Source organism: Paraburkholderia fungorum, assembly GCF_902833645.1.
GTDB classification, from domain to species: Bacteria; Pseudomonadota; Gammaproteobacteria; order Burkholderiales; family Burkholderiaceae; genus Paraburkholderia; species Paraburkholderia fungorum.
On sequence record NZ_CADFGE010000005.1, the window covers coordinates 79,498 to 104,861 of the forward strand.

At 59.7% G+C, this 25,364-nt stretch carries 18 protein-coding genes and 2 pseudogenes; 18 read left to right on the forward strand and 2 right to left on the reverse strand.

Annotated elements, in window-relative coordinates:
• Window positions 1-890: 890 nt before the first annotated feature.
• From HWX91_RS17495 to HWX91_RS17535, 9 genes are all read left to right on the forward strand, one after another.
• Complete coding sequence (locus HWX91_RS17495; RefSeq protein ID WP_028197485.1) at window positions 891-1,904, forward strand: ABC transporter substrate-binding protein; 1,014 nt, start codon at window positions 891-893, stop codon at window positions 1,902-1,904.
• 99 nt (window positions 1,905-2,003) lie between these two features.
• Window positions 2,004-2,801 carry an ABC transporter ATP-binding protein gene (locus HWX91_RS17500; RefSeq protein WP_028197486.1) on the forward strand — a complete coding sequence of 266 codons (798 nt, stop codon included), beginning with the start codon at window positions 2,004-2,006 and terminating at the stop codon, window positions 2,799-2,801.
• 25 nt (window positions 2,802-2,826) lie between these two features.
• Window positions 2,827-3,687, forward strand: coding sequence for an ABC transporter permease (locus HWX91_RS17505; protein WP_025495996.1), 861 nt, complete (start codon window positions 2,827-2,829; stop codon window positions 3,685-3,687).
• A gap of 417 nt (window positions 3,688-4,104) precedes the next feature.
• A complete protein-coding gene (locus HWX91_RS17510) occupies window positions 4,105-4,779 on the forward strand; it encodes a response regulator (RefSeq protein WP_028197487.1) in 675 nt (224 codons plus the stop codon).
• Window positions 4,780-4,971: 192 nt separating this feature from the next.
• Complete coding sequence (locus HWX91_RS17515) at window positions 4,972-6,102, forward strand: porin (protein WP_028197488.1); 1,131 nt, start codon at window positions 4,972-4,974, stop codon at window positions 6,100-6,102.
• Between the two features lie 112 nt (window positions 6,103-6,214).
• Window positions 6,215-7,837, forward strand: a complete 1,623-nt coding sequence (locus tag HWX91_RS17520) for a methyl-accepting chemotaxis protein (protein WP_042275429.1) — start codon at window positions 6,215-6,217, stop codon at window positions 7,835-7,837.
• Window positions 7,819-8,172, forward strand: a complete 354-nt coding sequence (locus HWX91_RS17525; protein ID WP_035520035.1) for a DUF3579 domain-containing protein — start codon at window positions 7,819-7,821, stop codon at window positions 8,170-8,172. Before HWX91_RS17520 ends, HWX91_RS17525 begins: the two co-directional genes overlap by 19 nt.
• Window positions 8,173-8,354: 182 nt before the next feature.
• Window positions 8,355-8,570: a hypothetical protein gene (locus HWX91_RS17530; RefSeq protein WP_127837936.1), complete on the forward strand. Its 216-nt coding sequence runs from the start codon at window positions 8,355-8,357 to the stop codon at window positions 8,568-8,570.
• Window positions 8,571-9,367: 797 nt separating this feature from the next.
• Window positions 9,368-10,138 (forward strand): DUF3047 domain-containing protein, encoded by a 771-nt coding sequence (locus HWX91_RS17535; protein ID WP_028197492.1) that lies wholly within the window; start codon window positions 9,368-9,370, stop codon window positions 10,136-10,138.
• 611 nt (window positions 10,139-10,749) lie between these two features.
• Here HWX91_RS17535 and HWX91_RS17540 read toward each other — a convergent pair.
• Window positions 10,750-11,442, reverse strand: a pseudogene (locus tag HWX91_RS17540) (tyrosine-type recombinase/integrase); the annotation flags it as partial.
• Between the two features lie 1,204 nt (window positions 11,443-12,646).
• On the opposite strand from HWX91_RS17540, the gene HWX91_RS17545 reads away from it, so the two are divergent.
• Both HWX91_RS17545 and HWX91_RS17550 read left to right on the forward strand, forming a co-directional pair.
• Window positions 12,647-13,003, forward strand: coding sequence for a SpoIIAA family protein (locus tag HWX91_RS17545; RefSeq protein WP_028197493.1), 357 nt, complete (start codon window positions 12,647-12,649; stop codon window positions 13,001-13,003).
• A 506-nt stretch (window positions 13,004-13,509) separates the two neighbouring features.
• Complete coding sequence (locus HWX91_RS17550) at window positions 13,510-14,421, forward strand: class I SAM-dependent methyltransferase (protein ID WP_162181300.1); 912 nt, start codon at window positions 13,510-13,512, stop codon at window positions 14,419-14,421.
• A 130-nt stretch (window positions 14,422-14,551) separates the two neighbouring features.
• Here HWX91_RS17550 and HWX91_RS17555 read toward each other — a convergent pair whose 3' ends face one another.
• Entirely contained in the window at window positions 14,552-14,911 is a 360-nt protein-coding gene (locus HWX91_RS17555) for a hypothetical protein (protein ID WP_042275433.1), read from the reverse strand.
• 715 nt (window positions 14,912-15,626) lie between these two features.
• Between HWX91_RS17555 and HWX91_RS17560 the strand changes: the two genes are divergently transcribed.
• The 7 genes and pseudogenes from HWX91_RS17560 to HWX91_RS17590 all read left to right on the forward strand — a co-directional run bounded on the left by HWX91_RS17560 (window position 15,627) and on the right by HWX91_RS17590 (window position 25,226).
• Entirely contained in the window at window positions 15,627-16,067 is a 441-nt protein-coding gene (locus HWX91_RS17560) for a c-type cytochrome (RefSeq protein WP_341809975.1), read from the forward strand.
• 504 nt (window positions 16,068-16,571) lie between these two features.
• Entirely contained in the window at window positions 16,572-17,393 is an 822-nt protein-coding gene (locus HWX91_RS40730) for a hypothetical protein (protein ID WP_244144081.1), read from the forward strand.
• Between the two features lie 50 nt (window positions 17,394-17,443).
• Window positions 17,444-17,878: a hypothetical protein gene (locus HWX91_RS17570; RefSeq protein ID WP_127837935.1), complete on the forward strand. Its 435-nt coding sequence runs from the start codon at window positions 17,444-17,446 to the stop codon at window positions 17,876-17,878.
• A gap of 331 nt (window positions 17,879-18,209) precedes the next feature.
• Entirely contained in the window at window positions 18,210-18,407 is a 198-nt protein-coding gene (locus HWX91_RS17575; RefSeq protein WP_025496736.1) for a hypothetical protein, read from the forward strand.
• A gap of 519 nt (window positions 18,408-18,926) precedes the next feature.
• Complete coding sequence (locus HWX91_RS17580) at window positions 18,927-22,964, forward strand: CheR family methyltransferase (protein ID WP_042275440.1); 4,038 nt, start codon at window positions 18,927-18,929, stop codon at window positions 22,962-22,964.
• Window positions 22,965-23,211: 247 nt separating this feature from the next.
• Window positions 23,212-23,550 (forward strand): transposase, encoded by a 339-nt coding sequence (locus HWX91_RS17585; RefSeq protein WP_474631172.1) that lies wholly within the window; start codon window positions 23,212-23,214, stop codon window positions 23,548-23,550.
• 10 nt (window positions 23,551-23,560) lie between these two features.
• Window positions 23,561-25,226 (forward strand): annotated as a pseudogene (locus HWX91_RS17590) (phage integrase family protein).
• Window positions 25,227-25,364: the final 138 nt, after the last annotated feature.

Genomic DNA, 25,364 nt, shown 5'->3' on the forward strand with positions numbered 1-25,364 from the left:
TCCACGACCGACGTTGCGACGTGCGTCAACACCAGGTTGATGGCAGGTCGCAGATCACGCCGGCATCGCGGCGTGTTTGTTCATGTTTTCGGTGACCGCTGGCGCGCGCCTAGCACAGCGGGCACACCGCCGCAGTGCCGTCGAGAGACTCGATCTTTTCGACGAGTGCGGCGTTCTGCCAAATCACGTTATCCACATGCAACACCGCGCGATTGATTCAGTCAACGCCGCGTGAGTACTCCTTCGGTGTTAAGCGAACTTAAGTTCCTGCAACCTGGCTACTAAACTCGGGACTTTCTCGACTATATGAGAGTGCCGCAAGAGTGGGCCTTGACGTGGATGCGGTTGCAGTCGATTGACGTAAAGATGCACTCGTCACGAACTAAACGATCGACCTTATGCCACGAGCCGAAGTCTGCTGAGTCCGCCAGAGCGAAAGCTCTGTCAGAAGCGTGACAGCAACAGCGGCTTGTTACCGATATACGTGCTGCAGGTTCGCGCGTCGCGCGCGATGCCATTGGCGCTTGCTGACCTTGCGTGATTCTGGTCGGACCAGGGAAGCCAGCCCGTTCACCCGCGAAATGCCGGATCGCCGACCCGTGGCTGCGCCGCGTGTCCTCGCGCGTGGCCGCCTCGAAGTCGAGAGCAAATCCAGGCATGGCTCGTCCAGCAGGAAACCGGGCGACGAGACAATTGTGTAAGAGCTGTCTGCCGGTCGCTGAGTATTGACGAAGCATCGATTGCCAACGCTCGACAACTCCGCTCATGGAAATCCCTCATGAAAAACCTATCCCCGTGTAAGTCGGCAGAAGGATTCACTCCCCTAGAATCTCCTCCATCGATGCAGACGGGCGGCATTCCGCCGCGCCGGACAATAATGGAGACTATCGATGACCCCTAGCTTTCGCTCGCTGCGCCATATCGCCGTCGCGTCCAGCCTGCTGTTCGGTATTGCGTCGCAGCACGCGACAGCCGCCGACAGCGGGAAGATCACGATCATGGTCGGCGGCATCACGAAGCTGATCTACCTGCCAGCGCGCCTGACCGAACAGCTCGGTTATTTTAAGGACGAAGGGCTTGACGTCGAACTGCTGTCGCAGCCTGCCGGCGTTGACGCTGAAAACGAACTGCTCGCGGGAGCCGTTCAGGCGGTCGTCGGGTTCTACGACCACACGATCGATCTGCAAACCAAAGGCAAGGACGTCAAGGCGATTGTCGTGTTCGGTCAGGTGCCGGGCGAGGTCGAAATGGTGTCGACCAAGGCGGCTGACACGGTCAAATCGATGGCCGACGTGAAGGGCAAGACGCTGGGTGTGACTGGCCTCGGTTCTTCAACAAGCTTCCTTACACAATACCTTGCCGGACAGCATGGCATCCAGTCGACGGAATACACGATGCTGCCGGTGGGCGCTGACGCCAGCTTCATCGCCGCAATCAAGCAAGGTCGCATCGACGCCGGCATGACGACCGAACCGACCGTGTCGGCATTGCAGAAGTCTGGCGATGCGAAGGTGCTCGTGGACATGCGCTCGGTCGAAGGCACGAAGGCGGCGTTGGGCGGCACCTACCCGGCGTCGAGCCTCTATGTGCAGGCGGCATGGGCCGATTCGCACAAGGCTGAAGCAGCAAAGCTCGCGCACGCGTTCGTGCGCACCATGCAGTTCATCCACACGCATAGCGCGGAAGAAATCGCCGCAAAGATGCCCGGCGACTACCAGAAGGACAAACCGCTTTACGTGAGTGCGCTGAAGGCTTCGCTGCCGATGTACACGCCGGACGGCAGGATGCCCGCCGATGGACCGGCGACCGTGCTCAAGGTGTTGTCGGCGTTCAATCCGTCGGTCAAGGGCAAACATATTGAGTTGGGGAAAACCTATACCAATGAGTTCGTTGGCGCGAAGTAAGTCAGCGCCTGCCGGTTGCGCCTGCGTGTCTGATGCAGCCGGTTTCGTTTCGCTTGCCGTGCCGCGTTTGCGGTACCGGCCATTCCCACGGATGTACAGATGAACCTAGTTGTTTCTCAGAGCGCGCCGGTGATCGAGTTCCGCTCGGTGTCGTGCCGTTTCATTTCTCCAGACGGCAAGGCGACGATCGCGTTGCGCGACTTCAGCATGGCGGTTGCGAAGGGCGAGTTCGTCGCCATCGTCGGACCGACCGGTTGCGGCAAGTCGACCACGCTCAGCATGATCACCGGGCTCCTGAAGCCGACGACCGGCGAAGTGCGCGTGATGGGCGCGCCGGTAGACGGCATCGATCCGCGAATCGGCTTCGTGTTTCAGGCCGATGCGGTGTTTCCGTGGCGTTCGGTCCTCGATAACGTGGCAGCCGGGCCACTCTATCGCGGCCGCTCGAAATCGGCCGCGCACGACGAGGCCAATGAATGGCTGCGCCGCGTCGGGCTCGAGAAGTTCGGCAAGCATTATCCGCATCAGCTGTCAGGCGGCATGCGCAAGCGTGTGGCGCTCGCGCAAACCTTTATCAACAAGCCTGAAATCCTGCTGATGGACGAGCCCTTCTCGGCGCTCGACATGCAGACCCGCACGCTGATGCAGGACGAACTGCTGCAGTTGTGGTCGGCTAATTCGGGGTCGGTAGTGTTCGTCACGCACGATCTGGAAGAAGCGATCGCGCTGGCTGATCGCGTGTTCGTGCTGAGCGCGCGCCCCGCGACGTTGAAGAAGGTCTATGAGATAGATCTGCCGCGCCCGCGGATCACGTCGGAAGTTCGCTACGAGCCGCGCTTCATCGAGATTTCGCGCGATATCTGGCATGACCTGCGCGAAGAAGTGCAGATCGCCTGATAAACCTGAATTCGGAACAACATTCATGGCAACTCCTGAATACGCACTGCAGGCGGGCTTCGATAGCGCGTCGCTGGCAACTGTTGAAAAAATCGCACAGCGCAGGCTGCGCCAGCGGCATGCTCTGATCATCGCCCTGCGGGTACTGGTGCTGGTCGTCGTGCTGGGTGGATGGGAAATGGGCGGACGGCATAAGTGGATCGATCCGTTCTTTTTTTCGATGCCCTCGGCGATCTTCGCTCAGATCGTGGACTGGTTTGTCAACGGCACCTCGCAGGGCCCACTGCTGCAGCAGGTCTGGGTCACGCTTGAAGAAACCGGCATCGGCTTTCTCATCGGTGCGGTCGGTGGCATTGTCTGTGGCGTCGTGCTTGGTCGCAACAAACTGCTCTCCGACGTGTTCAGCATTTACATCCAGATTGCCAACTCGATTCCGCGCGTGGTGCTGGGATCGGTGTTCGTGATCGCGCTTGGTTTGGGCATGGCCTCAAAGGTCGCGCTGGCGGTCGTGATGGTGTTCTTTGTCGTGTTTGGCAATGCATTCCAGGGCGTGCGTGAGGCCGACCGGTACATGATCGCGAATGCGCAGATCCTCGGTGCCTCGAAGCGTCAGTTGACCACGTCAGTGGTGATTCCATCGGCACTGTCATGGATCCTTGCGAGCCTGCACGTGAGCTTCGGTTTCGCGCTGGTCGGTGCGGTAGTCGGCGAGTTCCTCGGTTCGAAGCAGGGTATCGGCCTGCTGATTTCGACAGCGCAAGGCGCATTCAATGCGAGCGGCGTGTTCGCGGCGATGATCGTGCTCGCGGTGGTCGCGCTCACGGCCGACTATCTGCTGACCGCGCTGGAGAAGCGTCTGCTGAAGTGGCGGCCGGCGGCATTCTGAGCTTCAGGAGGAGGGGGGCGTTGCTAAAGCGAAGGGGCGTGGCCGGCACAATGCCGCAGACGGCCAGTCTGGTGAAGCACGTCGCTTAGCTGTTGTCGGCGTGAACGTCGGATGACGATACCAACGCAGACGAGGACCCGCTGTCCCTGGCGAGGTCGCTATGGTGGTGAAGACATTCGGGTCGTCATCCGGCGACCTGGTCGTAAGGTGAGTGAGCGGTTCGGGTATTCCTGCGGAGACAGGCATGGATTCGATCACTCGAGGTACGACCGATGACGGGCACGTCTGACCTGGGTCATCAAATGTCCACGGATTTGCCTTGCCTGACGCTGGGGCGACGGACCGGCACAAGGGAAGATGAGCGTATTTGCCCTCGCCGCGGTTAGCTTGCGCGCGTCGCGCAATTGAGGAAAGGCGATGAAGCTGCTGCTCGTGGAAGACAACGCGGAACTCGCGCATTGGGTTGTCAACCTGCTGCGTCGTGAAAACTTCGCGATCGATTGCGTCGGCGACGGCGAAAGCGCGGATAGGCTGCTGGCGGCCCATTGCTACGACGTGGTGCTACTGGACATCCAGCTGCCACGGATGGACGGCAAGGAAGTGCTGGCACGACTGCGCCGTCGCGGCGACAAGGTGCCGGTAGTGATCCTGACAGCCTATGGCTCGACAGACGACAAGGTCGACTGTTTTAGCGCGGGCGCCGACGACTATGTCGTCAAGCCATTCGACGCACGGGAACTGGTGGCGCGGATCAAGGCGCTGATCCGCAGACAGGCAGGCGCCATGTCGGGCTGTCTTGTTTGTGGCGATCTGGAGTACATACCCGACACGCGTGACTTTCGTCATAACAACCTGCCGCTGGCGTTGCGGGCTCGTGAGCGCACCATCCTCGAAGCCCTGATGCTAAGACAGGGAAAAACAGTCTCGAAGACAACCCTGATGGACAGCGTGTTCGGTCTCGACGACGAGCCGAGCGCGGATGCGATTGACATCTATATTCACCGTTTGCGCAGGCACCTGGCCCTGTCGAGCGCGCAGATCGTGACACTGCGTGGGCTTGGATACATTTTGCGCAGCAGGGACGCGGTGTAGCGGGTGCCAAATCAGCAGCGTATATCAGCAAATACACTTAGTTGTGCGAATGATACGGGAAAGCTGCCTGAAGGATTGAGCTCACTAGGATAGCGCTCATTGACTGAAGGGAACTGTCATCCGGATGTCCGCACCGCAGTTGCAGCGGGCAACAAGAAAAAAATTTCAACGCAGTAATCAGAGGAGATGACCTTGAAGCAAAAGTACCTAACCATGGCCGTCGCGGCAGGCGCCCTGGCGTCGAGCGGCGCGCACGCCCAATCGAGCGTGCAACTCTATGGCCTCATCGATTTGAGCGCGCTTGCCTACACGACGAATGCCGATGCATCCGGCAAGCACGTGATTGGCATGGGCCACGCCGGCGAGCCGTGGTTTAGCGGCAGCCGCTGGGGCGTGCACGGCGCCGAGGACATCGGTGGCGGCAATAAGATTATTTTCAAGTTGGAGAGCGAATTCGTCGCCGCGAACGGCAACATGGAAGATCCCGGTCAGCTCTTCGATCGTGACTCCTGGGTCGGCATCGAGAACCCCACGATCGGCCAGGTGACGGCCGGCTTCCAGGACACCGTTGCGAAGGATTTCTCGGGCCTCTACGCCGACCCGTACGTCAGCGCGAAGTTCTCGACGAACGAAGGCGCTTACACCAATTCCAACAACTTCAAGCAACTGGTGTTCTACGCGGCTGGCCCGACCGGCACGCGTTCCGAGAACGGCATCCAGTGGCGCAAGCTCTTCAGCAACGGCATCTATGCGGCCGCTGGCTATCAGTTCAGCAACTCAACGCAGTTCGCCAACGGCTCGGGCTATCAGGCCGTGCTCGGCTGGAACGTTGGGCCGGCCTCAATCGGTGGCTTCTACAGCCACACGAACAACGGCGGCTTTACCGATCAGACGTACTCGGTGGGGGGCGACTATCGTTTCGGCATCGGCCGTGTCAACGCCGGCTACTTCCATTACACGGGCAAGCAGGGCTCGCTGCCGGATCGGGAGGACAATGCGTGGACGGTGTCGTTCAAGCTCGCACCAAAGGGTCCGTTCGACTATGAACTCGGCTATCAGCAGATGCATGTGAAGAACGCCGCCTACAACAGCGACGGCGACATCCCGAATGCCAACTCCGGCGCATTCGACACGACGGCCACGACGGTTCACAACGGCTACAAGGAGACGGTCTACGCGTCAGCTTTCTACCACCTCTCGAAGCGCACAGAGGTGTACCTGGCCGCCGACTACATGAAACTGCATGGCGGCTACACGGTGTCGACCACGTTCGGCCACAACAACCAGATCGAAGTGGCCACGGGTATCCGCACCCGCTTCTGACCCTGGCATCAGCTCCTCGCAGTAGATCTTTTCGATCGATTTCCTCCATTTTGCGGCGGCGGATGTATCCGCCTGCCGCTTTTTTCTGCTCAGCGGGTCGAGGAAGGCAGCCATGTTCAGAAATACCACTATCCGGGTCGCGCTGACCATCACCATCGCCGGTTATACAGCAGCGCTAATGCTCGTGATCGTAACGTCGATCGCGGGACTCAAAGCGGCCAACACGGCGCTCGACAGGATGTATCGAGAGGAAACGGCGGCGCTGCGACACCTGACCGCCAGCAGCGATGCGCTTCTGCAGGTGCGAGTCGATCTCGGCGCGTTCGAAACACTCGTCGCACAGGGAAAACCGACTGATGCGGTGCTCGCCAGGGTGCATGCGGAGCAGAGGGGCAGCGACCGGGAACTGGCTGCTTATTCGGCACAACCGCCTTCGAATGAGGTTGAGAGGAAGCTGGCCGACGCGCTGCGGGCGAAGCGCGAGCAATTGATGAAGCAGGCACTTGCGCCTGAAATTGCGGCGCTTGACCAGAACGATTTCATGTCTTTTCGCACGACGCAGCGTCAGGCACCAGACACCCTTTTCAGTGACTACCGGAGCGCCGAGCTTGCGCTGGAGGATTTTCAGGCAGAGCAGCAAAAGGCGAGTTTCGCATCAGCGGAACAGCATTTCCATATGCTGCTCTGGCTCTTCGGCGCGATCGGGACTGCTGCGATCGTGCTGGGCGTGTTCGCGCGTTTCGCGTTGATGGCATCGATCGTACGGCCCATTGATCAGGTGATTCGTCATTTCGAACGTATCGCGGCGGGAGATCTGACAAGCGCGATCGATAAGCTGCGCGCCAACGAGATGGGCCGGCTGATGGCTGCGCTTGCGCGAATGCAGGCGGGGCTTGCTGCCGCCGTGGGGCAGGTGCGGCACGGGACGGCAGCGATCACACACGGTGCGCGCGAAATCGCGAGTGGCAATGGCGATCTCTCGACACGTACCGAGCAGCAGGCGGCGACTTTGGAGGAGACCGCGTCGAGCATGGAAGAGCTGACTGCGACCGTCCGGCAGAACGCCGACAACGCGCGGCAGGCCAGCGCGCTCGCAGAAAATGCGTCGGAAGTCGCGGCACGCGGGGGCAAGGTTGTCGGTCAGGTTGTCGATGTGATCGCGGACATGTCATCGAGTTCAAACCGGATTGTCGATATCATTGGCGCGATCGAGGGTATCGCGTTCCAGACCAACATCCTCGCGCTGAATGCAGCCGTTGAAGCGGCGCGTGCCGGCGAGGAAGGGCGCGGATTCGCGGTGGTCGCGGGCGAGGTCCGCGCGCTCGCGCAACGTTCGGCCGCTGCAGCAAAGGAAATCAGGGAACTGATCGGCGATTCGGTTGCGAAAGTGAGGAACGGTGCCGACCTGGCAGCTCGCGCTGGCGACACGATGACCGAAATCGTCGTAGCGGCCCGCAACGTTACCGCCATCGTCAGCGAAATCAGCGTGGCCTCGGAAGAACAGTCGCGCGGCATCGATCAGATCAATCGCGCCGTGACGCAGATGGATAACGCGACCCAGCAGAACGCCGCACTGGTCGAGCAGGCCGCGGCGGCGGCGGCGCTCGAAGAACAGGCCCGCGCGCTCGACCATGCGGTGGCCGTGTTCCGGCTGGCTGAAACAGACCGATCTCCCGCCGTGGAACCTGGCGAGCAGAACTGGATGGCGTCCGAACCATTGACCGTCAACGCATGACGATAGCCGACAGCAGCGCACACTACCTGATCAGTGGCCTCACACACCACCGGACAGTCTTCCGGCCGGGTGATTGGGCCGAGCGTCTGATGGGTGTCATCATCCTGTTCGTCGGGGAGCGTCGGCCCGGCATTCATGTTGCCGCGACGCGCCTCGCCATGCCTGTCGTCGACGCTGGCGTGAAATGCCTGATCGTGTCTGGCGAACTTTGGAGCGTGTGTCCGGAAGCCTTTGACTTCGTTGTCAGGTTTGCCGAAGACAATGATCTGCCGGTTGAGGTTTGTTTCTCGCCCGGCGATCGGGCTGCCCGGCTGGGTCCGTCTCCGGTCGTCTGATTCGCGCCGTACCGGTGCGACGCGGGCCCGCGTGGGACGGGCAATCGGTCGAACCGGCCGCGGGGCGACCTGCCGTGGCAACTTGAGGGCCAACTCATAGTCGTGCCAGAGGCACAGAGTTACGCCATGGGCCCTCAACGGCAATGTGGCGCGTTTGCACCAGTTTCCTCACGTGCAGTTTTTTGCTCGTTCTCACCGGACATGATGCGGTTGCGGACCCGGTCAATTCATTGGATGTTACGCACAGCGCCTGGAGCAACGTGGTGCTCGATACCGACGTGCAGTTCCCGGAGATAGAGCGGATTTCTTCTGGCAATTCTCTTGTCGCTGCCTGTCGTCACCGCGTCACGGTCATTTGCGATCTGATTATTGACATCGGCTTCAATGTTTCCGATTAGTTCGGTGCATCGATATCACCCTGGCGCTTGTGACGGGAATTCGCGATCAGCCTGATCTCCCCCTTGTAGAACGGCCTTTTCCCAAACGGCCCGAACAGCCCGGGCGCGAACGGGTCAAACGATCATGTAGTTTTTCGGGGAGAGTAAAGTGGATGATCCCGCAAAGCTTATCGCGCTGGTTGCAGTGACTGTCTTCGGCACTGCCTGCACGGCCCCGCAGCCCGACTACACGTACGAGACAACCGTACGTCTGCCCGACGGTAAAACGGCGCAGTGTGCCGTGAATGAGCCTGCGGATGCCGCGCGCGTCTCAAGCAGTACGCTGGACCTGAGCGATCAGCGCAAGGCAGAGGTGCTAGCCACTCAGCGCCTGCGCGTGTTGAGCGGCCCCAAATCGGTATACCCGTCCCCCTACACGGCGCCTGTCGTGAGGTGTGAGCTTGTCAACTGAGCATCGGGGCTGTCGTAATTTCCGTGCGAATCTGGCGGGTGGTTTCGACAGATCGATATTGATCAATAGCTTGCGCAACCTTCTATTGCGCACGAGTCGCACAGCCGCCGGGCCTTGCTGCAAGCGGCTCTGCGTCTGGCTACCTCCAGGTTTCGCATCAACCTAACGATTACCGCAGTAGTTGCGCCATTGCTCGCGGGTAGGTGGGAGTCGGTCTTATGCTTGAGATTGACGGCCCGGAGTTCCGCTTCACAGGATGTAAGCGTCGGTGTTAGAGCTCCCGCTAAAATGCCGTCAGCTGAGCCGACTACAATGATTGCTAGCCAAACGACCAATACGACCAGCCATGCATCTTCCCTCGATCCATCGCCCGCGGAAACGAACAGCCCGGCCAGTCTGCAGCGCCGTGTGCGTCGCGCTCCTTCTGTTGTCGCCATCTCTGCGCGCTCAGGACGAAAAGCCGGGTATCGCCTTTTCCGCGATCGAGCCCGGCGCACCACTGCCATCAGGCTGGAAGAACGTGCCGGTCGTGCGCGGCAAGCCCATGACGCAATACACGCTCGTTCACGAAGGTCAGACCGCCGTCCTGCAGGCGGACGCGAACCGCTCTGCGTCTGCGCTGATGCACAAGGGCAACATCGATCTCGCTCGCACACCTGTAGTGGCATGGCGCTGGAAAGCAGAAGGACCGATCGAGGGGGCCGACAACCGCGTCGGATCGAAGGAAGACGCGCCAGCGCGACTGGTGTTCCTATTTGACGGCGACAAAAGCAAGCTATCGTTTTTCGACCGCGCCAAGATGGATCTGGCAAGGCGCCTGGGTGGCGAGGAGCTGCCCTATGCCACGCTGATGTATATCTGGTCGACCACCGCCGCGCCAGGCACCGTCATAGCCAACCCTCACACCGATCGCGTGCAGATGATCGTGGTCTCCGGTCTACCCGGCGACGCGGGTCAGTGGCAAAGCCTACGCCGCAATATCGTGCAAGACTACAGACGGGTTTTTCACGAACCGCCAGGACGAATCAACGGCTACGGGCTGTTAACCGACACCGATAATACCGCTACCACGACGCGTGCCTGGTATGGAGACGTCGAGTTCCTGCCCGGGCCTTGATGACGCAAAGGCGGCGAACCAACTGAGTCCATCAGTACGATACGAGTAGCTGGCTTTCAATCCTCGCGCCGTAAGCAAGCATTCTCCTTGCGGCAACGACAGCTTTGCGACGGCATCGCTCAGCGAGTGCTTCGGCGACGTTCGGTCGTTCGAGCGAGGTCTTAGGCGAGCATCCGAACGTCTGATCCGCCCAGCAAACCGACCTAGCCCGATTAGTTTTCACTTCGACCCTTTGGCAGCCCTGGACAGGTCTTCCTCTCAAGAGCGTGCAGGTAAAATTCGATAACGGAGCGTGAACCATAGACTCAGCGCTGCGAGGCGATAAGGCGCATCAATATGGACACCATGATTGGTGGCTGGAGAATGTTCAGCATTGGATTGATATCGATCCTTGCTATCATCGTCCTGGCCTTCGGGGCATTGGCGTTGATCAAGTACCTATCAACCCTGAAGTAGCGAGCGCGGCGTCTAATGGATGCCGCATTGACGCAGGTCAGATTATTGGCGCAGGCGGTCCGGGAGCGGCTAGAACAGCAAGGCGACTGCGTAAATAATTGCCTGTCCAGACGTTCCGGATCGGGGCGCCTGTCACCAACGGTCCGGGCGAGACCTTACCAGTCGATGCGGTGCTTTTCCTCGGTTTCACGGTGGCGCTCTTCGTCAGGCGTGTGAAGGTAGGGGTTGGTGCTTGTCAGCGACGCGTGACGCAGGTTGTCGCGCACGGTCCGCAGATCGGCGCCGCCGTCGGCCATGTGCGAACCGGCTGTGTGACGCAACCAGTGGGCGGAGGCCTGTTCGAGCAGATCCGCCTGTCCCGCGAACCTGTCGCCGCGCAGCCTCAGATGTCCGGCCGGGCCGGCAAAGATGCCCTTGACTATCGTGTGCAGCGCGGCGTGGGTCAGCGGCTTCATGGATTTGCCCAGCGGCAGCACGAGCGGCGTGTCCTCATGCCGGGCGGGCAGGGCGGACGGGCCGCGGTCGCGCCGGTAACGCCCAAGCTCCACCATCATTTCCGCGGAGGCGGGTACCAACCCCTCCTTGTTGCCCTTGCCCAGCACTTCAAGCCACCAGCGCTCGTGACCGTCGGCATCGCGTCGGCAGAAGAAGCAGCCCATCGTGTTGCCTCCGACCTCGGAGATGCGCAGGCCACCGAGATAGAACAGCGTGAACAGCCACCGTGCACGAAGTTAGCGCTCCCGCTCGCGCGGAGTGTCTTTCGGCAGGCTGCCGATATACACATTCACTTCCTGCCACAGCTCGCGGTCGAGATAGCGTGTGATGCGTGGCTTTGAGCGGCGCCCTCTGGCGTAGACAGCATTAAAAGTGTCACAGCCTCGACAATAAAACCGTCATTTCGCGCGTTGGTCAGTCAATGTCCCGAAAAAAGCGTGTCGGCTCAATGACTTGGCGCGAGCGAACGAAAATCGTCACTGCCGCCGGTCCGCAAACGTGTCACTGCGGAATCCGCTTGGGTCGCCTCCCCTGCGTTGCGGAGCGCAAAAGCTAGCATGGGGAAAGCTTGACGGGCGGACTCTTTATTTGCGATTCTATGATACGTTATCCTGATCTACGGCTGTGGCGAAACGGTGTGGCGTCATAGCGCGCCGCGCTGCCACTGGTACGAAAGGATGCGGTGAATTGTACTGCCATCGGCGTCCCAGAGGGGCATGGCCGAAACGATGCGAGAACCTCCACATCGGCCGCATCCCTTGCTACGTAAGGGATTCAACTCCAGTCTTCGTCCACTCCCTGCGCCCGAACTGACAGGATGAATATACCTCGGTCACTGAACAGAACCCTCTGATCCTGGTTCAATGATATCTAACGCGGGGCATCGCGCTAGATAAGAGTAAATGTATGCCGCATTCCTAACTGTATATATCTAGTTGCGGTCATCTAACGCTGCTCGCTGGCCCTCTGCGGTTAAGCAAGAGCTGCTGATGGCGCGGCCCAAGCGCGGCACCTATGCGGCGGCTACAGTTGACGAGCAACCCCGGTCGCCACCGAGAATCACCCGTAAGATCAGATGGTTACGACAAAAGTCACTGAGCGCGATGCGAAGTGACAAAGTTAATACGGACTTATGCGAAGTGACAGTTTCATTTCGTTCCGATTGCAAGCAAAAGTGTCACTACAACGGCGAATCGGTCCGACATTTCGAGACTCCGTCGGTGACACATTTAATTTGGCCTACGCTAATGGTGCTGTTCACGCGCATCAGCGATGCAACAGCATCGGGCTCACCCGTCCGTGGAAAAATGTTCTCGCGCAGGCCGTCGACTTACTTGGAAGAGAGTACCAGGTCCGCTGTCAGGGCGTAACGACGTTCGAATGACCGACACGGGCGGGAAGATGGTAACGGGGCGGGGCCGTCAGCGTACTCTAAACGGCGTTGAACCGGTCTAACCGAGCCGTGTGAAATGGGGTATCGTGAAGAAATTATCGAACGCCAGGCTCGTCCGCGCCGCGCCTGAGCGTGTAACGTCTCCCTAGTCAGGCGGTCTTGCCATGATCCTGTATCGCACCGAGCCCGATTCCCCGGTCATCGAAATTTCCGTCGAAGGCAAAATCACCGACCACGATCTGCGCGAAGCCATTGAGCGCATGCGTGGTGATCTCGAACTGAACGGCAAGACCCGCGTGCTCGAACACATCGAACATTTCGCCGGCATCGAGCCGAGGGCGCTGTGGACCGATATAACGCTCGGCGTTTCCGTGGCCCGCAAGGTCACGCGCGCCGCCGTGGTGGCCGATGCGAGCTGGGTCCGTGCCTCGATGCATCTGGCGCGGTTCTTTACGAAGGCCGAAGTCAAGGCGTTCCACGTCGACGAGCTGGAGCAGGCGCGCGTCTGGATCAACACCTGAGCGCCGCCCGGTGAATTTCGTCGAAATGAGCGCGCGCGAGCCGGGACGGAGTGGTAGTCGGGCGAGGCTTTAAGATGGGGAGTTTTGTGCGCTACAGATTTGCTACAGTAATGGTAGCAAGCCATATCCGACAGGCCGTGCGCCTGTCATTCCCCCTGAACTATCGCCGCGCTTGAAAACCTGGCCAAGTGACTTTGGGCGTTCCAGTTCGACCCTTTACAGTCCTTCGGTGGGCCTCTTCGGAAGTCCGAACCATGATGAATAACGGTCGATCACACCCGGATCTGCGCGACTTCAGCGTAACCTGCGGCGTCTCATGTTGTCGGATCTGCTAGATAGCCGGTTGCGCCCCGTCGGCAATGATGCGGAGCAAGAAACATGTCTGGGCGTGTTGCGTGCTTAAGGCATCCATAAGGTATCCCCGATACCATCTCCGCCACTCCCAGCAGACGGGCAACGGACGCGAAACGTCGAATCGGATGTTTAAGCAGGTTGAGAATCGTTCAGTGAATACCGAAAGCTCCGACATTTGGTCAGAATGGCTTTTAAATCACCGCCACGGCGGTGACGCCGGGCATGAGAAAACTATTCGCGCTGATGTCACGCGATACGCGGATCGTGTCCTTGACGCTGCAGGTTTAAGCGAAGGTATGACGCTCGCGGACATAGGCACTGGAGACGGTCTGGTTGGTTTCCGTGCAATCGAGCGCATTGGCCCATCGCTAAACGTGCTAATGACTGATGTTTCCAGACCGATGTTGCGTTACGCGGAAATGCTCGCGAATCAACGCGGTATTCGACAACAATGCCAGTTTTTTAATTGCTCTGCAGATTCGCTCGCCGAAATCGACGATGCGTCGGTTGATGCCGTGGCGACGCGCGCGGTCCTAGCCTATGTTGTCGACAAAGTCGCCGCGATGCGAGAGTTCTACCGGATCCTCAAACCGGGTGGACGCATCTCGATTGCCGAGCCCGTTCTCCGCGATGAAGCGTTCGAGGTGTGCGCGCTAAGGAAACTGGTCGACGGAATCGGCCCCGCGTCTGACGATCCATTCTTTCCGCTGATGCTCCGCTGGAGGTCTGCGCAATTCCCAGACACGGAAGAAAAAGCTCGTCAACTTCCCATTACCAACTACGGCGAACGGGATCTCATCCGTTTTGCGATGGACGCGGGCTTCACCGAAATCCATCTTGAGTTACATATAGACGTTTTACCCGCCAACGCGCCTTCGTGGGAAGTATTTGTTAACAACTCGCCTCATCCATTGGCTCCAACACTTAAGAGTATTCTTGAGGACAGGTTCACTGCGGAGGAGCGGCAACTCTTCGTATCGAGGTTGCGACCATTGGTTGAGAGTGGCCGACAGTTGTCTGCATCACGAATTTCCTACGTCACCGCGGTAAAGCCGCGTGGGTAGTTGGACACGCGGCCCCAAGTCCGCTCCGTTTCGATGATGCGTCGCCCGTTTTCGTCAGCAATGATTGCGGCTGGCAAAAATCGAAAAGAGTACGCGAAACAGGCGGTTCGGCGGATACTCTGCGAACTGACTAACTAAATATTTCTTCCGCGAATCCGGCGAATCGAGCGTGAAGAATAACCAGATGGCGCCGCGGACAAGTTGCCGAAACCGATACGAGACTGTGCCGAGCATCGAGAAATTTCGCATCGTTGCGGCCGATGGCAGCCACGAAGGCGATCCACGCGACGCATCTTATTGCGCCCACCATACCTAGCACCAACGCTGCAGCCGAGAGTCGAAACATGGTTGTCTCGAACAGATGCTCTGGCACTCCGGCCAAAAAAATGGTTGCGAGCGCAACCAACTGAATAGACATCGCCGCCACAGACGCCGCTATCAGATGCGCACGAAAAGCACGCACGGTCTCTGGCGCCTTCAGGCTAGGCATCCACCTTGCCGAATTGAGCCTCGGTATCGTTCTCATTTCGGTTCGAACACTCGCACAACTTTACCAAGCCGTTTGGCGTTGATTATCAGATTAAGTGCTAATAGTCTCATGACCGGTTTACACTCTACAGAACGTACCTGATGGAAACCTGAAGTATTCCTAACAGGACACCTTCGATGGAGTATCCACGACAACCTCAGGCGCATCAAGAAGGGATACTGGTTGGTGCCATTCTGTAACGCGCCCCCAAAAAAGGGGCAGATCAGTGCATTCTGGCCGCAGCCCACGCCCATGGCGTAGTCTGGAATCAGCTACGTTCGCGGCACGCAAGAAAACTGCTAGGTGGTCTGCCGCGAAAGCAAACAAGCTGAGCGCGTTTGTCGGGAAGTGCCATGCCACAGCGCGTCACGTACAGGCCCAATCGTGATCGAGACACTCGGGATGCGCCACTCGGGCATCCGCTGCTTGTGGCAACGTACCCACACCGGTCGCATGTGTCGCACAACACACCGTGCTTCCATCATTCCCTTCGCGTTGAGTTCAAAAATATCCTATTCTGCCCCGGACGAGTTGACATCTTCCATCCGTTCGACTTGAAGACAACGCTGACAAAATGATCCTCGGTCCACGAATGCCCGTGATTGCGTTGCTTGCCGCCGCTGGCCTCACCTTGACGCCAGCCCTCGCACAAAGTGAGGGTGGTGTCCGCATTGCCATGCAGATTTGTTCCGGCTGCCACGGTGTAGGGGGGCGTAGCGAATCGCCGATGTTTCCGAAACTCAATGGGCAGACCCCCGAATACATCGAAGCCCGGTTGACGGGATTCCGCGAGCACGCGCGCGGTGAAAACACTGCCCGCGATTACATGTCGGGCATGGCCGCCCTGCTGGACGCCGCCGCCGTCAAGTCGTTAGCGGGCTATTTCTCGCACCAGCCGGCAACGCGAGGCGCGACTGGAGACGTCGCCTTGACGGCCAAGGGACAGGAAATCTTCGAACGCGGCCTGCCGGATAAGGGCGTGCCGGCTTGCGCGACATGTCACGGCGCGGAGGCCCAGGGAGCCGGCGCATTCCCACGGCTGGCCGGGCAACACAAAGAGTATCTATTGCATCAGTTCGAGGTTTTCAAAAACGGTATGCGTGGCAATGCGCCTTGATGAGCGCGGTAGCGCATACCTTGAATGACGAACAGGCCAGGGCCGTGGCGGTCTATCTGCAATCCAAATAAGATATTCCCCGCTTGGCGGGGCGGCAGACTCTGAACAAGCTATTCCGTAGGCTAGATGATCTTGATCAATGCGACGCTGCCAGGGCACAGCGAGATTCACTCATGCCTGAATGACTCGCCTTCGCTACCGATTCCTTAAAGGAAGAGTGCGACGCGGTGCGACACTGCAGAGGGAGAAACGACCATGACGTTCGCTCTTGCCCGCGACCGAACATCCCGCTGCCTGCTTCGCCGCGCCTGGATTGCCGTACTGGCGGCGCTTTGCCTGCTCCAGGCCTCTGCCGCCCATGCGTTGCCCATATTCGCACGACAGACGGGGCAAAGTTGCGTGGCGTGTCACGCCGGCGGGCAATTTCCTGAACTGACACCCTACGGGCGCTGGTTCAAGTGAAATGGCTATATCATCGGCGAGCGCACGATTCCGCTAGCCGCTATGGCCACTGTCGATCTGAGCAAGACAAGGAACAACCTGGACTCCAACGGGATGCCCATCAATCCAAAAAACGGCCTTCCGATGTTCGATTCGGCCAGGATTTTCCTTGCAGGCAAAATTACCGATCATATTGGCGGATTCGCCCAGTTCACCTACTCGAATTACGATCACCAGAACGGTGACGGCCAATGGCAGGGTCGTTGGGGGTCGGACAACACCGATTTCCGTTTTGTGGACAGTATCATCGGGGACTCCAGCGACCTGATACTCGGCCTGACCCTGCACAACAATCCCGCCGTGCAGGACGTATGGAATAGCGCGCCGGCATGGAGCTATCCCTACATTTCGTCGACAATTAGCCCCGTCGCCAACACCAGCAAAAGCAGTGCAGCCCATGACACTCCCGCCCGGCTGGAAGCATGTCTCACGCTGCAGTTCGAATTGCTCCTCGGTGGCCCGTACACCTATCCAGGGCCGGTCAAGGTTGCCGGAGATATCGACGCCCAACCCGAAATGTGTCAGGACATGACGACCGCCCATAAAGACGTCGGCGTTCCTGGCTGCGTGTTCGATCAGTTCATGGTAGATCTGGTCGCAACGCTGCAAAGCAAACTACCTGCCGCGGACTTCGCCGCACTGACTTCGACTACAAATGGAACCTACCCGCTCACCGCGACAAATTCCGCGGGCATACCGGTTGGCACGAAGTTCCAATTCAGTGCGGTTCCGACTCTGTTCAACCTGCGCAGCACAATCATACGCGCTACGCCCGGCGGCCCGCTTTATCTGCCTCCTACGGTTGCAACGTCATATTCAGGCTAACGGCTGCGCGAAGCACACGCGTGATGGCTGGCGTTGCTATAGCGGCGTGCGTGAGCGTCGCTGCGATTGGCAGGATGCACACGTCACAGGGGCGGCATCTCCTGGTCAAACTCGGCGTCCAATGTCCAGTTGATACGGTCGATTCCAACGTCGTTCTATCCATGCGGAACCACGCAATTTCGCGGGAAAGAGGATCAACTGCGGCGCCAGACCGTCCGGCGCTGGGACTGCAGCTTGATCGCAGTACCGAGCCGGAAGTGGTGGAAAAAATGGCTCGCGACAACGTGCGTTGCGATGAAATATCACGCGACTTTCGCTACCTGCGCTGTCGGGGCGTACCGGCGCAACTGCTTCGCACAAACGGGCCACCTGTGAGCGAAATATGGTTCAGCTTCGGACCGGATGGGACACTGATGGCGATCAACCTGTACCGCCGGGACATGACCAAACCCGAGGCCAGTCAGAGCTGGCGGATCGCCGTGTAAAATCTCCGGAACGCCCTTGGAATCCCGACGTCGATCGCGGGTGATACGACCTTGACCTCGCTGATGGAAAAACCCGTGGCGGTGGCGAGGGTGGAATATGCCTATTCAGACTACGTCGCGACAGTCACCGCGTCTCACTTGCCTTATGGAGGGCTGGCAGTGCGCGAACAGTACATGTCGGCGACATCCTTGCAATAAAGATGAATGCTGGAAGGGGGCACCCGACATCACGCCGGGCCTTCCTTGAGTGGGCCAGCGTGCTAGTGGCGGCATTCGAAAACCCCGCCGGTTTTGCGGCATAGTCGGTAAAAACTAAGCTTAAGGGGAAGTCGTGGTCCTTCTGATTCTGGATATACCAAAAGCCGAACTCCCTGACTTGCAGCGCGATCTACAGGTGTTTGGTGGTGCAACACTGGTGCAGGATGCGTGCTATATCACGCTAGGGATTAAAGCCCGATACATGCTGACGGTGGACGAAGGCTTTCTGGAAAGTTTCCCTCGATGGAAACCCCACACAATCAACCAATGACCATCAGCGCCAGCGCGTGCTGCACGGTGAGCGTTTACGGGAAGGTGGCGACAGAAGGGTGCGATCTGAGCCGTCCTGATCCTTTCGAACTCCCCACGGGTGTTCGACCTCTTTCGCAGTCTCCACTCGCTAGCGTTTCCATGCCGGTGATTGCGGCTGGCTCGCGCTCGCTCAGGTGCTCTACGAATGAGTTACACGTAAGACAACGCTGTCGAAATCAGGAAGTGGCTGTCAGCTACGTAGCATCACTTCAGTCGTCACAGTTTGCGAACGTCCGCTGCCGAGAAAGTTGGCCGGCCGCTTGGGGGCGATCACGGAAATTCGGATACGGATATTTGCAGCCGTGCTGTATGGTACGTCAGGCATACCGTTGTAAGTCTCCTTTCATGCCAACGCGTTTTCGCGTGCTCCGTATCCAACGTCCGCCACCGGGCGTGAAATGCCTCTGCACCGGGAGTTCGATCAGTGGCGATGTAATAGGCGCTACACTGGCGCTCCAGCGGTCTTGAGCGGTGTACCATGAATGATCCCAATAAGACCTCTACAGCGCAAGGGTTGGCCATCGCTCCGCGAATAGTCGCGATCGGCGCGTCGGCCGGTGGCCTCCATGCGTTAAGCCTGTTTTTCAGGGCTGCTTCCGAAATTCCGGCCGATGTTGCCTTCGTGGTCATTGTCCACCTGGCGCCAGGTTCGGAGAGTCACCTCCCCGGATTGCTGGCCAAAGACACGCGTTTACCCGTGTCAGCCATTGAGGATGGCGCAACACTGCGCGCGGGACATGTCTATGTCATCCCGCCGAAGGTGTCTGTCGTTATCGAGCATGGCACGTTCCGGCTGCGGGCCGCCGTCGGTCGCCCAGCAATCCCCATGCCGATTGACGCGTTCTTCACGTCGCTGGCCGCTGACCAGCATGATCGCGCCATCGGGGTTGTGCTCACCGGCGCGAACGCGGACGGTTCAGCGGGCCTGAGAGCGATCAAGGCCGAGGGCGGCATGGTCATGGCGCAAACGCCTGACACGGCGGAGCACAGCGCAATGCCTGGCCATGCAATCGCAACGGGGTTGGTCGATTATGTGCTGCCGGTCGAAAACATGCCTGCTGCGCTGTTCGATTACATCACACGATCCACGGCAGGGACGTCACAGGCCGCCTTGGATGCCGCGCGGCCGGTCGATCTTGAACCGGTGCTCAGGGCGCTTGCGGCTGCCGGATCAGATTTCAGGGGCTACAAACGGGGGACGCTTCAGCGCCGCATTGCCCGCCGCATGGCGGTCAACCGGATTGATAGCCTTGATGCCTATTGCGGCGTCCTGTCGGCCTCGCCCGAGGAGGCTCAGGCACTCAGTCTCGATATGATGATCGGTGTGACGGAGTTCTTTCGCGATCCTGATGCATGGACCGCGCTGTCCGAACGCGTGCTGAGCGTACTGCTCGAGGAGCCGCAGAGCGAGCAGCCAATTCGTGTATGGGTGCCGGGATGCGCAACGGGCGAAGAAGCCTATTCGATGGCCATGCTGCTGACCGAGGAGATCGAGAAGCGCCGGGTGACGCGGCCGTTCATGATCCTCGCCTCTGACGTGAACCGCGTTGCGCTGGGACGCGCACGTCAGGGCATCTATTCGGCCAGCGTCGCGTCACCAGTGGGTGAAGCGCGGCTCGAGCGTTTCTTTCAGGCGCACAGCGATGGATTCCAGATCCGGCAGGAACTTCGCGAAACGGTTCTGTTCACCCCGCAGAACCTTATTGCCGATCCCCCGTTTTCCCGCGTCGATCTGATCAGTTGCCGGAACCTGCTGATCTACCTCGAGCCCGAAGCCCAGCAGCGGGTATTTGAGCTATTCCACTTCGCGCTGAATCCGAAGCGCTATCTGTTTTTGGGACGATCGGAAAGTACCGATCCCGATTCCACCCAGTTCCAGGAGGTGTCGAGAGCCTGGCGTATTTACCAGCGCAGTCCGGTCATCGCACCGGCTGTCACTGGCTACCGGTTTTCCGCAAATACGGCGCGCCGCGAGGAATTCCCGCCCGCAAGCCGCGTCGGTGTCCGCAGCAAGGGTTACGCGGAACTGGTCAACGCCACGCTGCTGGAAGAGCACCATGCCGCCTCGGTGCTAATCAATTCTGCTCACCAGGTGCTCTACGTGAGCGGCTCGACGGACGAATACCTGACGCAGCCGGCAGGTGAGCCAACCGGCAATATTCTCGACATGGCGCGCGACGGCCTGCGCCTCAAGCTCCGGATTGTATTGCGTCGGGCGATCCAGGACCAGTCGGCCTCGCCGGTCAGTGAAATCGTCGCTGACGGTGGTGCGCCCGCGGTGAAAATCACGGTGACGCGACCGTTCGACACGACGCATGCCGGCAAGGCATTGCTTGTCATCTTCGCCAGGTTGCCGACGGCCGACCGGCCTGTGTCGATGGCGCCCTCCGGCGCGGATTCCGACCTCTGGCACCTCGAGAGCGAACTTCGCACAACGCAGGTGGAGCTTGGCAGCACAATCGAGGAACTGGAGGAGAGCAACAGCGAATTGCGGGTATCGAACGAAGAAATCCTTTCGATGAATGAGGAGCTGCGCTCCGCAAACGAAGAGCTCGAAACGTCCAAGGAGGAACTGCAGGCGGTCAATGAGCAGATGAATGTCGTCAATTCTCAACTGGAGCAGAAGGTTCATCAGTTGGAGGTCCTCAATGAGGACGTCACGAATCTGCTTGCCAGCACGGAAATCGCGACGCTGCTGCTCGACAGGCAGGGGCTGATTAAACGGTTTACCCCTAGCGCAGCGAAGATTTTGGGCCTTGCGCCGCCGGACATCGGACGCAGGATCGTAGAGGTCCTCGGCAACCCGCTCGGCGACGCGTTGCCCTCAGAGGTCGACCGGATACTGATGGGCGTGGACCAGCGGGTCGAGAAGGAGATAGAAACCGCGACCGCAGAATGGTATGTTCGCCGCGTCATGCCGTATATCGCGGTTCGCGGAACGCCGCCTTCGGGCGTCGTCGTGACCTGGACCGATATCACCCATCTCAAGCTATCCGATGAACGCGCCCGCCGCCTTGCCGCCGTGGTTCAGGATTCGAACGACGCGGTGACGATATTCGACCTCAAAGGCCGCTTTCTCGCCTGGAACAAGGCTGCGAGCGCGATGTATGGCTACAGCGAGGCCGAAGCGCTGCGCATGACTGTTTCCGATCTGATGCCCCGCGGTGCAAGGCAGGATCATATCGACTTCGTGCGCCATGCTGAGCACAACGAGGCGCTGCATTCCTACGAGACACAACGGGTAACGAAGGGCGGCCGCGTCGTCGACATATGGCTTACGCTATCGGTTCTGACGGACGACGGGGGCAATGCGATTGCGGTGTCATCAACCGAGCGTGATCTCGTCAACCGCAGCGTGAGCAATGCTCACCTTCGCGAGCGTGCCGAACAGCTGGCGGTCGCCGACCGGCGGAAAAACGAATTTCTGGCCATGCTCGGCCACGAGCTGCGCAATCCACTTGCAGCGCTGGTTTCCGCCGGAAATCTGCTCGCGTCGGAAACGGTGCCGGTCACGCAGAAGGACTGGGCCGCCGGCGTCATTCAAAGGCAGGGGCGCGCAATGATGCACCTCGTGAACGACATGCTCGATATCACCCGGATAACGAGCGGCAGCATCGAGTTGAACCGACAGACGGTTCTCCTTAAAACAATCGTTCAGAGCGCCATCGAAGTTTGCCAGCCGATCATTGATGAACGTCGTCATACGCTGTCCGTCTCCCTGCCGGAAGAACCCATCTGGCTAAACGCTGACCCGACCCGGCTGTCGCAGGTCATCGAGAACATCGTCATCAATGCGGCGAAATACACCGCGCCGGGCGGCTCCATACAGTTGCGGGCGACCACAACGGCGCATCGACTATCGCTCAGCATCAAAGACAACGGAAAAGGCATCCCGTCCTCGATGCTCGGGAGTCTTTTCGACATGTTTGTTCAGGGGCCTGCGTCGGATGGTCAGCGCCAGAATGGCCTGGGTGTTGGCCTGTCCGTGGTGAGACGGCTGGTCGAGTTGCACGGCGGCACGGTCCGGGCTATTAGCGACGGCATGACTGGCAGTGAGTTCATCATCGATCTGCCGCTTGACCCGGGAGCCATCCCGGACGAACAGATCAACTCGCAGTCAGCCGCGGCTGCGGCCCCTCCAAGGCGGATTCTCATCATTGATGACAACGCCGACGCGAGCGAAGCGCTGGCAATGCTTCTGGCGAGTGAGGGTCATCAGGTCGAGACGCGCATAGATGGTGTTTCGGGACTCAGCGCTGCGGCGACCTTCAACCCTGACTTCGTACTTCTCGACATCGGGCTCCCAAGCATGGACGGATACGAAGTAGCGAGAAGGCTACGCGAATCCGGGGCAAATCGAAATGTGATCCTGGTGGCCGTCACTGGATACGGACTTCCGGCGGATCGCCTCAGATCGGCCGAGGCTGGGTTCGACCATCATCTGACCAAGCCGGTTGACTATCAAGCCTTGATCAGGCTATTTGACGGGGGAACGGACGGGAGCTCGTACGCGTAGTGCTCGCGACAACGACAGCTAACCGCCGGCGCGCCGGCAGCCGTATTTCGCAGAAACTCAACGTATGCGCGACACCTGCGACAAATCAGCCTGCCAGGTAACACGGATCCGCGACTATGAGCGGCCGCAATTGGCTGAGGCTCTGACATTCCATGCAACTGGTTAGCGGGCAGCGATGGGTCCAGCTTGTGTGAAAACGCATGCTGAACGCCTCAACTGAAGTAACGCGTTCAGACCGGGCGGCCACATGAAGCGATTCGTTGAACGCGAAGACCGTAAGCGGGCTGTCCTGCTGCCCGAGTATCTCGAAGACTATGTCTCCGCGGACAATCCGGTGCGCGTAGTCGACGTCTTTGTCGACGAGCTTGATCTCCATCATCTCGGCTTCGACGGAACCGCGCCCGCAGCAACGGGGCGGCCCTCGTATCATCCATCTGTATTGCTCAATATTTATATCGACGGCTATCCGAATCGGATTCAGTCCAGTCGGCGTCTGGAGCATGAGACTCAACGCAATATTGAACTTATGTGGCTACCGGGTATTAAGATAAGTATTCCTATCTCAATAGACACATCTTTACACTAAACTTCAGATCATGAAAATAGGTCAGTCCAAGGCCCCCGGGCACGGCCACACACCCGATTCGCCAACGTTTCCCAATGCTGACCGGCTGGCGGCGCTGCGCGGCTGGTATGCGGACCTGTCTTCCACGGCCGCAGTGAACCGTTACCTGCCGCAGGGCAAGGCGTCGGGCCAGTCGGCTCGCGGCGTCATCGGCCTGATCCGCCTGCAACTGATCGCGTTCGCGCATCATCGCCAGCGCACCGATCTCGCTGATCTCCTCCTGCACTCCATCAACGAACGGCTTGAGCGGGCCGGTGCGGTCGCACACGCGCTCAAGATACTCGCCGCTTTGCCTGCGCCGCAGCCGCAGATCGTCGACGACATCGAACTGTGGCTGAAACCTCGCGCCGTACGCGTGCTACGTGCGGCCGGTATCACCACGCTTGCGGACCTGACTGTGCGGGTACCACGCCGGCGTCGATGGTGGAGCGCAATTCCCGGTCTAGGCCGGACCAGTGCACAACAGATCGAGATGTTCTTCGAGGCCCATCCCCGATTGACGGATCGGGCCCGTGCACTGATCGTGACGGCCTCGCCAGACTTGGTCGTGCAGTGGGAACGGCTGCGGCTACCGCATGAGGTTGATGGTTCGCACGGTAGCTTCCGCGCGCCCCGGCAGGCCTGCACGCTGGACGCATCGAACGACTTTCAGGCAGTGCAGGCGTGGCTCGCGCTGCACGAGGTGCCCACGACCCAGCGCGCCTATCGCAAGGAGGCGGAGCGGCTGATCCTGTGGGCGATCGTGCAGCGTGGACGGGCGCTATCGTCACTCACCACGGAAGACGCGATCGCGTACTGGGCTTTCCTGCGCCGGCCGACGCCGCGCGAGCGCTGGGTCGGACCGCCACGGCCACGCACGGCACCTGACTGGCGGCCGTTCGCCGGTAACCTGTCGGCGCGCTCGGTCGCCTACGCTCTGTCGGTGCTGGGCGCGCTTTTTCGCTGGCTGATCGAGCAGCGCTACGTGCTGGCCAACCCGTTTGCCGGCCATCAAAGTGCGGGGCCGCACGCGCGTTGCGCCGCTCGACACATCGCGCGGATTCAGGGAAGGCGAATGGCTGCTCGTTCGCACGATTGCAGACGGCCTTGAATGGTCATATGGCTGGGAAGCGCCCGCTGCTCAGCGGATGCGCTTCGCGCTGGACTTCTCGTATGCGACCGGATTGCGAGCGAGCGAATTCGTGGGAGCGACGCTTGGCGACATCCGCACCGACGAACACGACGATCACTGGCTGCATCTGGTCGGCAAGGGAAGCAAGCCCGGCAAGGTGGCATTGCCACCACTGGCACGCACAGCGCTCGACCAGTACCTCGTCCAGCGTCGCCTTCCGGTGACGCCGGCGCGCTGGGAACCAAGGACACCGTTGCTCGCGAGCCTCGATGTGATGAGGCGCTTCTTTGACGAGGTCGCTGATGTCATTGCGGCCGACCATCCCGCAGTTGCCGAAAAGCTGCGACGCGCCGGCCCGCACTGGATGAGGCACGCCCAAGCCACCCATGCGCTGGCCCGCGGAGCGGAACTGACGACGGTTCGGGATAACCTGCGCCGCGCCTCGATCGCGACCACCTCGATTTACCCGCAAAGTGACGAGGGCAAGCGTGCGCGCCAGATGACTGAAGCCTTCGCCGCAAGATAGTCAGAAGGCCGAGCCAGACGGGCGTCACCTGCTTAACATGCATTATTTCCATTTTCTGAAGCGACCCCAATCATGCGTTTGCCGCACGATAGTCCAACGCCCCGGGGCGACATGTTTCAGTATTTAGTCCCACACCCT

Coding starts and splice junctions, on each gene's coding strand:
- HWX91_RS17495 (WP_028197485.1), top strand. CDS start 891: ATGACCCCTAGCTTTCGCTCGCTGCGCCATATCGCCGTCGCGTCCAGC.
- HWX91_RS17500 (WP_028197486.1), top strand. CDS start 2,004: ATGAACCTAGTTGTTTCTCAGAGCGCGCCGGTGATCGAGTTCCGCTCG.
- HWX91_RS17505 (WP_025495996.1), top strand. CDS start 2,827: ATGGCAACTCCTGAATACGCACTGCAGGCGGGCTTCGATAGCGCGTCG.
- HWX91_RS17510 (WP_028197487.1), top strand. CDS start 4,105: ATGAAGCTGCTGCTCGTGGAAGACAACGCGGAACTCGCGCATTGGGTT.
- HWX91_RS17520 (WP_042275429.1), top strand. CDS start 6,215: ATGTTCAGAAATACCACTATCCGGGTCGCGCTGACCATCACCATCGCC.
- HWX91_RS17535 (WP_028197492.1), top strand. CDS start 9,368: ATGCATCTTCCCTCGATCCATCGCCCGCGGAAACGAACAGCCCGGCCA.
- HWX91_RS17545 (WP_028197493.1), top strand. CDS start 12,647: ATGATCCTGTATCGCACCGAGCCCGATTCCCCGGTCATCGAAATTTCC.
- HWX91_RS17555 (WP_042275433.1), bottom strand. CDS start 14,911: ATGCCTAGCCTGAAGGCGCCAGAGACCGTGCGTGCTTTTCGTGCGCAT.
- HWX91_RS17560 (WP_341809975.1), top strand. CDS start 15,627: ATGCAGATTTGTTCCGGCTGCCACGGTGTAGGGGGGCGTAGCGAATCG.
- HWX91_RS40730 (WP_244144081.1), top strand. CDS start 16,572: ATGGCCACTGTCGATCTGAGCAAGACAAGGAACAACCTGGACTCCAAC.
- HWX91_RS17580 (WP_042275440.1), top strand. CDS start 18,927: ATGAATGATCCCAATAAGACCTCTACAGCGCAAGGGTTGGCCATCGCT.
- HWX91_RS17585 (WP_474631172.1), top strand. CDS start 23,212: ATGAAGCGATTCGTTGAACGCGAAGACCGTAAGCGGGCTGTCCTGCTG.